We start from the raw sequence: 14,037 nt of genomic DNA on the forward strand, positions 1-14,037 counted from the left end.
TCTGTGCCTACAGGCCACGAACTAAAATTTAGATAATAAAAAAGGGGAGCTATATTGCTCCCCTTTGTGCCTATAATTTTGATTTATTTAAGATCAAATCTGTCGGCGTTCATTACTTTTACCCATGCATTTACGAAATCATTTACAAAACGTTCGTTGTTGTCGTCTTGTGCGTAAAATTCGCTTAGTGCACGTAATATAGAGTTTGAACCAAACACTAAATCTATACGTGTTGCGGTCCATTTTATGGTGCCTGTTTTGCGTTCAACAATGTTGTAAACACCTGGCTCAGACGGTTTCCAGTTATTGGCCATGTCGGTTAAGTTTACAAAAAAGTCGGTAGAAAGCGCACCTACGTTGTCGGTAAATACGCCGTGTTTGCTGCCTGCGTAGTTTGTGCCTAACACGCGCATTCCGCCAAACAGTACGGTCATTTCTGGTGCTGTTAGGCCCATTAACTGGCTACGCTCTAAAAGTAGCTCTTCTGGCGATACGCTAAAATCGCCTTTAAGGTAGTTTCTAAAGCCGTCGTGTACTGGCTCTAACGGTTCGAACGACTCGGCATCGGTCATTTCGTCGGTTGCATCGCCGCGCCCTGGCGCAAACGGTACTGTTACATCAACACCAGCTTGTTTTGCAGCTTGCTCTACAGCAGCTGTGCCACCTAATACGATTAAATCGGCAATACTGATAGGCTTAGCTAAACCTGCTTTAAATTTTTCAAGGGCGCTAAGTACGCTTGCTAGGCGCTCTGGCTCATTACCTTGCCAATCTTTTTGCGGAGCTAAGCGAATACGCGCGCCATTTGCACCACCACGGCGGTCTGAGCCACGGTACGTACGTGCGCTATCCCACGCTGTAGTAATTAAATCAGTTGCGCTTACGCCACAATCAAGAATTTGTGCTTTTAGCTCGCTAATTTCATCATCAGATAGGGTGTAGTCAACCGCTGGAATTGGGTCTTGCCAAATTAGGTCTTCGCTTGGTACATCTTTACCTAAGTAACACGCTTTAGGACCTAAGTCGCGGTGCGTAAGTTTAAACCAGGCGCGGGCAAACACATCAGAAAAATACTCAAAGTCGTTGTTAAAACGTTCAATAATTTTACGGTAGATTGGGTCTACCTTCATGGCCATATCGGCGTCGGTCATCATTGGGTTTAAACGAATTGATGGGTCTTCTACATCTACCGGCTTATCTTCTTCTTTAATATTTACAGGCTCCCATTGGTGCGCGCCTGCTGGGCTTTTAGTTAGTTCCCACTCGTAGTTTAATAGTAAGTGGCAGTAGCCGTTATCCCATTTTGTTGGATGGGTAGTCCACGCACCTTCTAGGCCCGACGTTACAGTATTGCGACCAAAGCCGCCTTCTTTAGTGCTGTTCCAGCCTAGGCCTTGCTCGTGTACGTCGGCCGCTTCTGGCTCTGGGCCTAAGTGCTCAGCTTTACCGTTACCGTGGGTTTTACCTACCGTGTGACCGCCCACAGTAAGCGCTGCGGTTTCTTCGTCGTTCATTGCCATACGAGCAAATGTTTCACGTACGTGCTGCGCGGTTTTTTGCGGATCGGGTATCCCATTTACGCCTTCTGGGTTTACGTAAATTAAGCCCATTTGTACCGCAGCCAATGGGTTTTCCATGGTGTCGGGTTTTTCTACGTTGTCGTAACGCTCATCACTCGGTGCTAGCCATTCTTTTTCTGCGCCCCAGTAAATGTCTTTTTCTGGATGCCAAATGTCTTCACGGCCACCGGCAAAGCCATAAATTTTTAAGCCCATTGATTCGTATGCCATGTTACCGGCTAAAATAAATAGGTCGGCCCACGATAGTTTGTTACCGTATTTTTTCTTGATTGGCCATAATAGGCGGCGCGCTTTGTCTAGGCTTGCGTTGTCTGGCCACGAATTTAGCGGCGAAAAACGCTGGTTACCGGTGCTTGCGCCACCACGGCCGTCTGATAATCGGTACGTACCCGCAGAGTGCCATGCCATGCGGATCATTAAGCCGCCGTAATGACCCCAATCGGCTGGCCACCAATCTTGGCTATCGGTCATAAAGGTTTTTAGGTCTGCTTTTACTGCGTCTAAATCGAGAGATTTGAATGCTTCGGCGTAGTCAAAGTCTGTGCCGTAGGGGTTTGATTTTGTGTCGTGCTGATGAAGAATGTCTAAATTTAGAGTATTTGGCCACCAATCTGTGTTTACTTTAGAAATAACTGAGTTACTACCGTGCATTACGGGACATTGACCCGATTTAGTGCTGCTCATTTTCAGCTCCTTACTTTAAATGAAGAGTTTAACTATTTTACTCAAGCCCCAGCGCTTACATTTAAAGTAGCACGCTAAGGTTTATTAATTTTGTGCATAATTTTTATTTACTGCTCAAACAATATAGACACCTAATATTACATTCGCCAGCGTATTAACTTGAATTAAATCGATTGAAACCATTGGTTTAATAAATACAGTTTAAACACCGCAATTAGTGTGATCGGATTAAATAGATAACGCGTAATGGTATGTGAAGGGTTTGAAAGTGGCTTTTAATTAAGCGCACATTGGAATACCCCCCTTCACCATGAAATTAAAGTTGTTTATAAAGGTGCATTACTAAGCCCAATGCACCTTTACTTTATAACTTATTGAAATCTATTTTGAATAATTAAGTAAATGTTCAGATTAACTTGATTATTATGACCACTCACTCCTGTTATTTCCCTGCGACAATTTATTGTTGTTTTAAGCAGTTTTGCCAGCCCACATTGGGCTGGCTTTTTTTTGCCTAAAATTTAGAATCATTTGGGGCTGTGTGAACAGTTGTATGATTTTGTTAACTTGTTTAATGTTCAAAGCCAACACGCCCTAGTGCCAATAAGCCTTGCATGTTAAAGTGCGATTAGTCACTAATAATTAACTAGGCGTACCCATGCGTTTTTATATAACTATTCTATTTGTTTGTTTTGTTTCGCTTTTAAATACTGTTAATGCCCAAGAATCTGCTGCACCAACAGAAGAGCAACAGCAACAAGCGTTAGCGCAATTAAATGAGCCCATGTATAAACCGCTTTTAGAACGCTATATTCTTGATGAGTTAAAAGCCGTTCGCCAAGACCAACAACAATTACGCGAAGATGTGACAAAACAAGTTACACACGCCCAGTTAGACACCGCCGACAGAGCGCTTATTTACACCACCGACACTATTAATAACGTGTTTTTTATTATTACTGCTACGGCCTCTATTTTGGTTTTAGTAGGCTGGAACTCGCTGCGCGATGTTAAAAATAAAGTAGAAGACATAGTAAATACGCGTGTCAGTGTGATCACTGACGAGTACGAAGATCGCTTAAAAATTCTTGAAGAAAAACTGCGTGTACGCTCAGAAGAAATACTCAGTAACCAAGAGCGTATATCGGTCACTAACGAGGTGCACTCGTTATGGATGCGCGCAAACCTAGAAAGCGACTTTGCAAACAAAATAGAAATATTTGACGAAATTTTAAAACGTAAGCCAGAAGATGTAGAAGCCATTGCCTACAAAGCCGATGCATTATTAGAGCTAAACGAAACCGCCAAAGCCATTGAGTTATGTAACCAAGCCATTGATATAGATAGCGACTACGGCTATGCCTACTGGCAGCGTGCGTGTGCGTATGCACTTACACACAAACATGCCGATGCATTAGCCGATATAAAAATGGCCCTTGAATACTCGCCAAACTTACGTAATGAGCTACTACACGAAAGTGCATTTGCCAGCCTACACGACAACGACAGCTTTAATACCATAGTAGCGGGTAGCTAGAGTTTTGTAGGCGCGTTATTGGCGTAAAGTGCGAAGCCCACAATAGCAGTAGCAGCGGCTTTATGCCGCGAAAAAATTCAATATAAAACGCGAGGTAAACTCGCTGCTACGTAGTTAGCTCATGCTTTCGTTTAAAAGTGATTATGTCACCACCGAGAAGTGAAGGAGGAGAGCAGGAGAAAAACTGAAGAAATAAATCACCAATACCTGTGTTTTCTCTGTGTAGCGCGAAGCGCCTCTGTGCCCTCTGTGGTGCAATTAATGAGTAGCAGCGGCTTTATGCCGCGAAAAAGTTTAATATAAAACGCAAGGTAAACTCGCTGCTACACGATAAACCCTATTCTGTAGACACGTCTTAAAAGTGATTATCTCACCACAAAGAAGTAACTCACCAATGCCTGTTTTCTCTGTTTAGCGCGAAATGCCCTCTGTGGGGCAATTAATGAGAAGATACGCACCTCCCTGAGCAAACTAGGCGTCTACAGGCAAAATTAGCTACAGGGTAAAACTTGTATCCAGGCGTTTATAATTATCGTTTAAAGTATAAATCGATGGCCTTGGTGAGGAGTTCGTCGAGTTGCTCTTCGAAGGTATCTATATCAATTTCAAAATGGTTTAAATAGGCCTTGGCTTGCACTCGCGATAGGTTGCGGTTTTTTACGCTGTATTGACGCTCATCTTTTTGTTTATCAAAACGTGGTAAAAACAAAAATTGCCCGTAATAAGGTGATTTAATATGCTTATTAGCATAACGACAAAAGTCTTCTATGTGATCTGCGCCCTGCGGCCCTAAACACCCTGGCTCAACGCGATACATTAAGCGAATTTTTTTGTCGTCTGCTAACTGCATAGTATGCCTTTTATAATTATCTAAAAAATAATACGCGGATTATTTTTCCGTCTTTTATTTGGTAGCTCGATACTAACTCAGAGCGTTTATCTACCACGTTTTCGTCTGTTGAACAGGTTTCTGATAGTTCGTGGTCTATTACTATGTCGCCGTGCACAATACGCTTTATTGGCGAGCTATTAATGCACTTTAATTTTTTAAACATTAAGCCATAACGGGCTATTAGTTTTTCTTTTCCTTTAAATAATAGCTCATTAGGAAAAATATAAAACTCTACATCTTCATCGTACATACGAATAAATTGTTCAATATTACGTGCGTTATAGGCTTCTACTAGTTGCTCTACAACAGCAAGCGACTCGCGAGATTGCTTAGCTTTAGCTTGCTGCTTAGCGGTTAATGCCTCTTTGGCTTGCGTTACCGCTTTTTCTGCCTCGGCCACAGCTGCTGCTTTTTCTACTTTGTTTTTTGGTTTTTCTACCGGTTTGGGGGTTTCGCTACCCAGTACTTTTGAGTCGTCAGGTTTAGTAGTATCTACTGTTGGCGTTTTAAGCTCTGGGGCTTGGTACTCAAGCGTGTTTAACTTTTCATCTTTTGCTTTTGTTGGTGAATTGCTGGCTTGAGTAGAGCTTGACGCTTGCTCGGTACTTTTTTGCTCTTCTTGAGTCTCTTCGGTTTGCTCTGCTGCATAACTGATCAGGGCAACAGTGGCAATAAGCGAGGCAAAAATAATAGATAACGATTTCATAACTTTCCTAATATGAACATATAACGCTGTTAATGCTGCAACATAACAAATTTGAGCGTTTTCGGGTAGCAATTAAATGATTGTTATACACTTTACCAATACTGCTCAACCGTTATGTGCCCTGGGTCTCTGCGACGATTTCGTTTAAAGTTTTTGTCTAAAAGTAACTGTGTGGTGTCTTTTACCATTTGTGGGTTACCGCAAATCATAAATTGCGCATTACTCGGGCTTGGGGTTTTAGAGGCTTTACTAAATAGCTCGCCGTTTTGAATTGCTGTAGTTATACGCCCTTTTAGGCCTTGCTGTGACTCCTCACGGCTTACAACCGGAATGTAGTTAAGTTGTGTAGGGTGTGCGTTTATTAGGGTGTGTATTAGATTTTGATAGCTTAAATCGGCATTAAAACGTACGCCGTGCACTAAATTAATCTGTGTGTATTTTTGCCATACCTCTTGTTGCTGCAAAATAGATAAAAACGGCCCTATTGCAGTGCCTGTACTTAGCATCCATAACTGCTCGCTTGGCGGTATTTCGTCTAAGGTAAAAAAGCCCGTGGCACGTTGCTCTATTAATACAGTGTCGCCTGGTTTTAATTGCGCCAACCTAGGCGATAATAAGCCGCCCTCTACATTGATAAGGTAAAATTCTAAATCGGGGTTATTAGGCGCGTTTACATAAGAGTATGCCCGAGCAATACGTTTATCGCCCTCCATAATCGAGAGCTTAGTAAACTGCCCTGCTTTAAATGGCTCTACGCTTGCGTTTACTACCAGGCTGAAAAGTGTATCGCTCCACCATGTTACTTTTTTTACGGTTGCATCTACCCAGTTAGACATAGTCAACTCCATAGCTTAACGGTTAAACAACAAAAACAATAAATGGTTGTAATTTATACACTAGCATTAACTTAGTAAGAGTGACACTGGGTGTAGCTACTTTTTAAACGTAGTGCTTTTACTTTGGGTAACATTGGTTTGTTTAAAAAAGATGAGTAGCAGCGGCTTTATGCCGCGAAAAAGATTAATACCAAACGCGAGGTTAACCCTAGCTACGTGGTTAGCTCATGCTGTGCAGACGCGCGTTGTTTTCGTTCATAAGTGATTTTTTTCACCACAGAGGAGTGAAGGAGAAATGACTTACCAACCCCCATTGTTTCCTTTGTGTCTCTGTGCCCTCTGCGGTGCAATTAATGAGTAGCAGCGGCTTTATGCCGCGAAAAATTAATACCAAACGCGAGGTGAACTCCAGCTACGCGGTTAGCTCGTGCTTTGTAGACGCGCGTTGTTTTCGTTCATGAGTGATTTTGTTACCACAGAGAAGTGAAGGAGAAGAGCAGGAGAAATGTTACCACCCCCCATTGTTTCTTCTGTGTAGCGCTAAGCGCCTCTGTGTACTTTGTAGTGGAATTCATGAGTAGCAGCGGCTTTATGCCGCGAAAAAAATTAATACCAAACGCGAGGTGAACTCCAGCTACGCGGTTAACTCATGCTTTGAATGCGCGCATTGCTTTTGTTTAAAAGTGATTATGTCACCACCGAGGAGTGAAGGAAAAGAACAGGAAAAATGCCCCCCATTGTTTCCTCTGTGTCCTCTGTGGTGTAATCAATGAGTAGCAGCGGCTTTATGCCGCGAAAAAATTTAATACCATACGCGAGGTAAACTCGCTGCTACACGATAAACCCTATTCTCTAAACACGTCTTAAAAGTGGTTATGTCACCACCGAGAAACCATAAGAAGTAATATAACCAGCCCCCATGTTTCTCTGCGTAGCGCAGAATGCTTTCTGTGGTTAAATTAATGAGAAAATACGCATCAACCCTCAGCAACCTAGGCATCTGCAATGTTTACATTAATCTTAAAGCTAACCCAACTCTATACAGCTTGCTGGCATTTTAAAAGCAACGCTTTTACCTAGGGGTTACATAATTCTTATTAAACTTTAATTAAACGAAGTAAATTTCTGTAAACTTATTTAGCTTTAACTATAAACAATAGATTAGGATTAATATTTCTCTAATGCATTAAACATTAGGTGAATATAAAATTTAAACGCTTAAAGACTTAAAATATTTGGTTCTGTTCGTAATACGATTTTGGAGAAGACAATAAGAATCGAGTTATTATAGAATGAGAGGGGCCATACGCTGTTAAATTATAACTCTAACTCCTGAAAAGTGTAAAACTTAAATAATCACTACAAGCACTATATAAACTAAATAAACATTATATAAATTAATTTATACTCACTTAAACAATAAAATTAAAATTACTTTTATTAATATAAAAAGCAAAAAAAGAAGTGATAAATAGAGTTTATAAAGACTATTTTGTAGACAACTCAACTTCTACGTTTATATGCTCGCCTAGGCTAGAAAGATCTTTACTTACTAAATATTTAACTAATAGAAGAGTATTTTTGAAGTCTATCTCACGAAATTTTAGCATATGTTTTACCATTAATTTAAAATAAACATAGCAATGAGAGTTGAAAGTTTTCTTTAAAATTTTTCTTTGCTCTGAATCTAATGGAATATTCTCTAAAATCATCGCTGTTGCCAGAGCTTTACTTCCCATAATGTTACATGAACCTACAAGGTCCCAGCTTATGTTCGAAAAAAACATATTTACACCCTTGCCGCATTTTGTGATGTCACAAGGGTAGTACGCAACTTTATCAGCATTAGAACACAACAATAGCCACATTAGTTCATCTTCACCTGCAAACCTTAGTTGGTCGCAAAATAATACCTCAGGAAATTTACTCAGCCTGTACATAACTGTCGATGTTTGCGATAAATATTTATTGTACATTGACTGGATAATAACAGGTGAATCTATTAAAAATTTAGACTCGCCTACTAAAAAGTGGCTTAAATCGCGCTCCATTTCAGGAATATCAGTATTCCAATTAGAATCATAGAAGCCATCTCGATCTGTATTGCCAAAATAAAAGCTAGCACCTAAGTCGAAGGCCTCTAATGCTAAAGTGCTATGGCTTACACCCCATTGATCATCCGAGTCTAAAAATGCAACATAATCAACTATATTGCAAAGCTTAGTTTGAATATATTTTAATGCTGTATTTCTAGCTATAGCTGGTCCAGAATTAGTTTTGTGGTAAAGGCTAATTAAATGTATATTTTTTGGTAAAGTAGGCAGGAGTGCCAATTCTTCAGAAAGTGAAAGAGGAGAACAATCATCAACAATAACAACATAGTAAGTTATTTTACTTAAACTTTCTTGCTCAATTATAGACTTGAGAGATTTTAACAATATTCCTTTATCTCGTTGATAAAATGGTATTACGACCCCTATACTATGCATAATAATTCCTATAAATCATCCATGTATTTAATCAATTCACTTAATTATTTGCACAAAGCCAAATTAATTATTTTTGTATGAACTAATTAATATTTTTATATTAAGTTTGTTATTTAAACCTTTAACGATTAAAAATAATACTAATTTTTAACCGTTGAAGCAATAAAACATTGCTAAAATAGCGATAGTTTTTAATTTATTGCTAGCAATCAGTAAAAAATGATTAGCTTAATAAGAATAAAAATTATTTTATATTTATTCTTATTAACTTTAATTTCGGTACAGCCACCCAATAAAGTAAGCAACTAAACTGAAAACTTACGAATAAAAGCTATTGTTCCCTATACTAACTACTAGCTAATTTATCCATTGCAGTTAACGGCATAATAGTAAAACCGTGGGGACTAAATACCTATAAATTATTTTCCCATTCTTACAAAGGGACACCATCATGAGCTTAGTGGTTATTTGGGGTATAATTTTAACCCACAGCCCCCTGCTGCTTGTAAATTTATAAAGATTATTAATAATACCTAGAATCAAATGGTCTATCAAAGAACTTCTTGGATAATTTTTTATAGGTTGCTCAAATTCCTTACTGTCAATAAGTATCTATTAGCTTAGTTGCTTGTATCCCCTCTTCTTTCCTCCTACAAACGTATATTAGAAGCTGCAAAGTTTTATTGTTACGCTTCAGCGAGTGTTAGGCATGACTGTGACAGACCTGAAGCGATACTTTTTACTATTAGTGGGCTTATACGATATAAATTTGTTGTGATGCTTACAATGCAATCATTGAAAAAGTGAAGATGCTCAGGCAAATGGTAGTAGTGCAAATCAACTCTGAGCAAGCTCTACGTTTACAATATCAACATTAACACCTAAGCTGAGCCTTCCCCAGTAGATACCATCTCTCATTTTAAGCTTCAAGGTCGTACTTAACTTTCTTGGAGCTTAAACTCTTCTTGGTTTTTTATTACACCAAAACATATATGAATGAGCTTTCTCATATTCGCACATACAGCTTGCATCGGTGTTTTACCGTTATTTATTAATGTTAACTTGTGTCGTTTTATTCTTTTATTCCATTGCCCAGCGACAATGGCTGCCATGTAGAGTTTACAGCGAATTCTGGCTGGCCCAAGTTTACTGATTGTTGTTCGCCCTTTTAATTTACCCGATTCATTGTGCCGTGGGATTAATCCACAATAAGCTGCTGCTTCTTTGGCTTTATTAAACTTTTTAGCCGCAAACAAATATGTCAGCTCTCTCGATAATACATGCCCAATGCCAGGTATAGACTCTAGTAGTTTCCTGTTTCTTTTTAAACCAGGCTCATTATCTATGTGATCATCAATGTCAGATTTAAGCTGTTTAATTTCGTCATCTAAAAATGCGATAGTCACTTTTATCGATTGGCGAACACGTGCTGAAACGTTGCTGAATTCACTTGCTTCTAATCGGTTAGCTTCTCGTTGCCGGTTACTCTCAAGCGCATCTAAACGACGGATAAGGGCTTTAAGCTCTCTAACTTCTAACGCTTCAGGTTGCCAATAATCAACGACTGCGTGCTTTGCACAGCCGTAGTGGGCAAGCATCGTTGCATCAGATTTGTCTGTTTTATGAATTATGTTTAACGCGTCAGCATACTTTTTCGCTTTGCCTGTATTCGCTAAAATAATATTAAAGCCTTGCTCATGTAAAAAATACATCAGTGCTTCATGATAAACACCCGTTGGTTCGAGGGTGATAACGAGCTCACTAGCAACGCTTTTAGTTGTATTTAAAAGCCACTTTTCTATTCTCTCAAAGTCTTGATGCTTGTTTTTAAAGACTTTTGTTTTAATCTTGTTTGTAAGCTGGTCTCTCAACCACGATAAATCAATTTTCTCTTTACTAATATCAATGCCGATAAACATCATCTCTACTTACTCCCCTTGTACATACAGCATCTACTTAAATAAAAGTGTGCTTGGATACCATTCAGTTTGTGAGAATAGAAAGTCAGGGCTTTATCTACGGAGCAGTATTAAATACTAGGCGCAAAGGCAAGCTCACTGACTTCGATGTGATAAATGATAGCTAATCATTTATCACATCGAGTTCAGTGAGCTTGCCTCGACGTCTACAAGTCAAGTTAACGTCGGAGCTACCTCCTGTAGACGTGCATTGCTTTTGTTTAAAAGTGATTATGTCACCACTGAGAACACCGAGAAGATAATGAGAAGTGATGAACCAAACCCGTGTTTTCTATATGTAGCGCAAAGCGCCTCTGTGTACTTTATGGTGGAGTTAATGAGTAGCAGCGGCTTTATACCACGAAGAAATTAATACCAAACGCGAGGTGAACTCCAGCTACGCGGTTAGCTCGTGCTGTGCAGACGTGCAGCTTGCTGGCGCTTTAAAAGTAGCGCTTTTATAGGCATAAAAAAAGCCGCATAAAATGCGGCTTTGGGGGTTTAGTCTCACTTCACTTTGGGCGTGTCTCCAAAACTTAGTGAATACGTTACCAAGGAACTGTTTGCTAATTTAATAAAATTGCGTTTATTAAATAGACTCTAAAGCAATTTTAACCATTTCGTTAAATGTGCTTTGGCGCTCATCTGCAGGTGTTGCTTCACCGGTGATCACGTGGTCACTTACGGTAAATAGTGCCATTGCGTTAGCACCATACTCTGCAGCTACACCATATAAACCTGCTGTTTCCATATCTACAGCTAGTACACCTAGTTTATCTAGGTCTTTGTAGAATGTGTCGTCAGCTTGGTAGAAGGTATCGGTAGTAAATACGTTACCTACTTTTGCTTTAATGCCTAGGTCTTTAGCGGCGTTAACACCGTTTAAAAGTAGGTCAAAGTTAGCAATTGCTGAAAAATCGTAACCACGAACGCGTGCACGGTTTACGTTTGAGTCGGTGCTTGCGCCTTGTGCAAAAATTACGTCGCGAATTTTAATATCTGTACCAATACCACCACAGGTACCAATACGAATAATATTTTTAACGCCAAAGCTTACAATTAACTCACGCGCATAAATAGACATAGATGGTATGCCCATGCCCGAACCCATAATACTTACAGGTTTACCTTTGTATGTGCCTGTAAAGCCGTACATGTTACGTACGCCTGTTACTTGTACTGCATCATCTAAAAAGTTTTCAGCAATGTATTGTGCACGAAGCGGATCGCCCGGCATTAATACTGTTTCAGCGAAGTCACCAACGTTTGCACTAATATGCGGAGTACTCATTAATTGTTTTCCTTTTTATTTAGGCGCGTTTAGCTTATTTAAAAAGCCGTCACCGTATTCAAGTGCAGGTAAGTTAAACCACTGTGCAAGGGTTTGGCCTATATCTGCAAAGCTATTGCGCTCGCCAAGCGGGGTATTTTGCATGCCCGGTTGATAAGCTATAACTGGTACATATTCGCGGGTGTGCTCTGAACCTGGAAAGGTTGGGTCACAGCCGTGATCTGCAGTGATCATTAACACGTCATCTGCATTTAATTGGTTTAGTATAGTTGGTAAGTAATCGTCAAATTCTTTTAACGCTTTTGCATAACCAACTGGGTTGCGACGGTGGCCAAACTTTTCGTCAAAATCAACTAAATTGGTAAAAATTAAGCTGTTATCTGGCGCACTTGCTAATACTTCGCTGCTTTTTTCAAGCAAATTCATCAGCCCTGGGGCTTTGTGTTTTTGGGTAATGCCTTGGTGTGCATATATATCTGCAATTTTACCAATGCTTATTACTTCACCACCGTGTTTAGATAGCACATCTAATAGGGTCGGTGCTGGCGGCAATACTGAATAATCGCGACGATTACCAGTACGGGCAAAATCTGCGTTGCTTGTGCCTAAAAATGGCCTAGCAATAACACGGCCTATATTTAGTTTATCAAGTAATTCGCGGGCAATTTCACACACTTCGTAAAGGCGCTCAAGGCCAAAAGACTCTTCGTGTGCGGCAATTTGAAACACGCTATCTGCAGAGGTGTAACAAATTGGTTTGCCTGATTTTACATGCTCTTCGCCTAGCTGCTCTAATATGGTAGTGCCTGATGCATGGCAGTTGCCTAAAATGCCAGGTATACCAGTAGCGGCTATAAATTCGTCTACAAATTCTTGTGGAAAACTCGGCTGTGTTTTAGGGAAGTAGCCCCAATCAAATAACACAGGTACGCCGGCCATTTCCCAGTGCCCTGATGGCGTATCTTTACCGCTTGAAAGCTCTTTTGCATAACCCCATGCACCTTGCGATGCTTGACGATCAGAAACTAAACACGTTTCACCGCCCGCGGCTTCACAGGCATCGATTAAACCTAATTTAGATAAATTAGGTAACGATAACGCTTTACCCGTTTCGTCGTGGTATGCTTTTAATAAGTGGGCGAGTGTATTTGCTCCAACATCACCAAATTTGTCTGCATCGGGTGCTGCGCCTATACCTAGGCTGTCTGCCATTAAGATGATTGCTCTTGCCATGTTGACCTCACTTTGCTTCTAGGTGGTTACTTTATCCGCTGATCGAATTTTCCGTACAGGACATAAGTCCTGTTTCATAAAAGCTAAACATTATAAATTTGCGTTCTTAAGCAAAGCAAAAGAGATTATTCGTGTCTTTTTTGCTATTGTGATCAACCAAACAACTTTTCCTTTCTGTGTGGGTGAGAACTTTAGTGACACGAACTATTATAGCTATTGCTGGCGCATCAGCGTCGGGCAAATCTCTTTTTAGCCAAACTATTTACAATGAGTTGGTTAATGAGCTTGAACCAGGCGCTATCGCCATTATTGAAGAAGATGCTTATTACAAGGATCAGTCGCATTTGCCTATGGAACACCGTACGCAAACTAACTACGACCATCCTGATGCATTTGAACATGAGTTAATGCTTGAACATTTAACTCAACTTCGTAGTGGTAACTCTGTCGAAGTACCTACTTATGATTATGCACAACACACACGAAGCGATGAAACTCGTCGCGTTGCTGCAGCTAAAATTTTAATAGTAGAAGGTATTTTATTATTAAGTGATAAAGCACTTAATAAAGAATTTGATATTAAGGTATTTATAGATACACCCCTTGATATTTGCTTAATGCGTCGTATGCAACGAGACATGGAAAAAAGAGGCAGAACATTACAATCTGTTGTTGAGCAATATCAAGCAACTGTTAGACCGATGTTTTATCAATTTATTGAGCCTTCAAAGCATAACGCTGATTTGGTTGTGACTCGAGGCGGAATGAACCGCGTTGCGATTGATATTATTAAAAGTAAAATTAAGTATTTACTACAAGAATAATAACGGG

Annotated in this window: 10 protein-coding genes; 2 read left to right on the forward strand and 8 right to left on the reverse strand. The window is 39.9% G+C overall.

Annotated features, from left to right (window positions below):
• Positions 1–83 precede the first annotated feature (83 nt).
• The gene (katG, locus tag MTF64_RS00355; protein ID WP_248450077.1) at positions 84–2,264 is read right to left on the reverse strand and encodes a catalase/peroxidase HPI; all 2,181 of its coding nucleotides are present in this window, start codon (positions 2,262–2,264) and stop codon (positions 84–86) included.
• A 658-nt stretch (positions 2,265–2,922) separates the two neighbouring features.
• Here katG and MTF64_RS00360 point away from each other — a divergent pair.
• Positions 2,923–3,801, forward strand: coding sequence for a tetratricopeptide repeat protein (locus tag MTF64_RS00360; RefSeq protein WP_024032988.1), 879 nt, complete (start codon positions 2,923–2,925; stop codon positions 3,799–3,801).
• Between the two features lie 529 nt (positions 3,802–4,330).
• Here MTF64_RS00360 and MTF64_RS00365 read toward each other — a convergent pair.
• The 7 genes from MTF64_RS00365 to MTF64_RS00395 all read right to left on the reverse strand — a co-directional run bounded on the left by MTF64_RS00365 (position 4,331) and on the right by MTF64_RS00395 (position 13,206).
• Positions 4,331–4,651 carry a hypothetical protein gene (locus tag MTF64_RS00365; protein WP_004589283.1) on the reverse strand — a complete coding sequence of 107 codons (321 nt, stop codon included), beginning with the start codon at positions 4,649–4,651 and terminating at the stop codon, positions 4,331–4,333.
• 16 nt (positions 4,652–4,667) lie between these two features.
• Positions 4,668–5,399, reverse strand: coding sequence for a nuclear transport factor 2 family protein (locus tag MTF64_RS00370; protein ID WP_029773547.1), 732 nt, complete (start codon positions 5,397–5,399; stop codon positions 4,668–4,670).
• Positions 5,400–5,491: 92 nt separating this feature from the next.
• Positions 5,492–6,235, reverse strand: a complete 744-nt coding sequence (locus MTF64_RS00375; RefSeq protein WP_248450078.1) for a ferredoxin--NADP reductase — start codon at positions 6,233–6,235, stop codon at positions 5,492–5,494.
• Between the two features lie 1,487 nt (positions 6,236–7,722).
• Positions 7,723–8,724, reverse strand: a complete 1,002-nt coding sequence (locus MTF64_RS00380) for a glycosyltransferase family 2 protein (RefSeq protein ID WP_248444210.1) — start codon at positions 8,722–8,724, stop codon at positions 7,723–7,725.
• A 938-nt stretch (positions 8,725–9,662) separates the two neighbouring features.
• Positions 9,663–10,646, reverse strand: a complete 984-nt coding sequence (locus MTF64_RS00385; protein ID WP_248450079.1) for an IS110 family transposase — start codon at positions 10,644–10,646, stop codon at positions 9,663–9,665.
• Positions 10,647–11,271: 625 nt separating this feature from the next.
• On the reverse strand, positions 11,272–11,973 hold the full coding sequence (deoD, locus tag MTF64_RS00390; RefSeq protein ID WP_004587192.1) for a purine-nucleoside phosphorylase: 702 nt from the start codon (positions 11,971–11,973) through the stop codon (positions 11,272–11,274).
• A 15-nt stretch (positions 11,974–11,988) separates the two neighbouring features.
• Positions 11,989–13,206 carry a phosphopentomutase gene (locus MTF64_RS00395; protein ID WP_055254353.1) on the reverse strand — a complete coding sequence of 406 codons (1,218 nt, stop codon included), beginning with the start codon at positions 13,204–13,206 and terminating at the stop codon, positions 11,989–11,991.
• Between the two features lie 194 nt (positions 13,207–13,400).
• Here MTF64_RS00395 and udk point away from each other — a divergent pair, with 194 nt between their 5' ends.
• Positions 13,401–14,030, forward strand: a complete 630-nt coding sequence (gene udk / locus MTF64_RS00400) for a uridine kinase (RefSeq protein ID WP_004587190.1) — start codon at positions 13,401–13,403, stop codon at positions 14,028–14,030.
• The last annotated feature ends 7 nt before the right edge of the window (positions 14,031–14,037 follow it).

This window comes from Pseudoalteromonas sp. 2CM41L, from assembly GCF_023161905.1.
GTDB classification, from domain to species: Bacteria; Pseudomonadota; Gammaproteobacteria; order Enterobacterales; family Alteromonadaceae; genus Pseudoalteromonas; species Pseudoalteromonas atlantica.

Coding starts and splice junctions, on each gene's coding strand:
- katG (WP_248450077.1), bottom strand. CDS start 2,264: ATGAGCAGCACTAAATCGGGTCAATGTCCCGTAATGCACGGTAGTAAC.
- MTF64_RS00360 (WP_024032988.1), top strand. CDS start 2,923: ATGCGTTTTTATATAACTATTCTATTTGTTTGTTTTGTTTCGCTTTTA.
- MTF64_RS00365 (WP_004589283.1), bottom strand. CDS start 4,651: ATGCAGTTAGCAGACGACAAAAAAATTCGCTTAATGTATCGCGTTGAG.
- MTF64_RS00370 (WP_029773547.1), bottom strand. CDS start 5,399: ATGAAATCGTTATCTATTATTTTTGCCTCGCTTATTGCCACTGTTGCC.
- MTF64_RS00375 (WP_248450078.1), bottom strand. CDS start 6,235: ATGTCTAACTGGGTAGATGCAACCGTAAAAAAAGTAACATGGTGGAGC.
- MTF64_RS00380 (WP_248444210.1), bottom strand. CDS start 8,724: ATGCATAGTATAGGGGTCGTAATACCATTTTATCAACGAGATAAAGGA.
- MTF64_RS00385 (WP_248450079.1), bottom strand. CDS start 10,646: ATGATGTTTATCGGCATTGATATTAGTAAAGAGAAAATTGATTTATCG.
- deoD (WP_004587192.1), bottom strand. CDS start 11,973: ATGAGTACTCCGCATATTAGTGCAAACGTTGGTGACTTCGCTGAAACA.
- MTF64_RS00395 (WP_055254353.1), bottom strand. CDS start 13,206: ATGGCAAGAGCAATCATCTTAATGGCAGACAGCCTAGGTATAGGCGCA.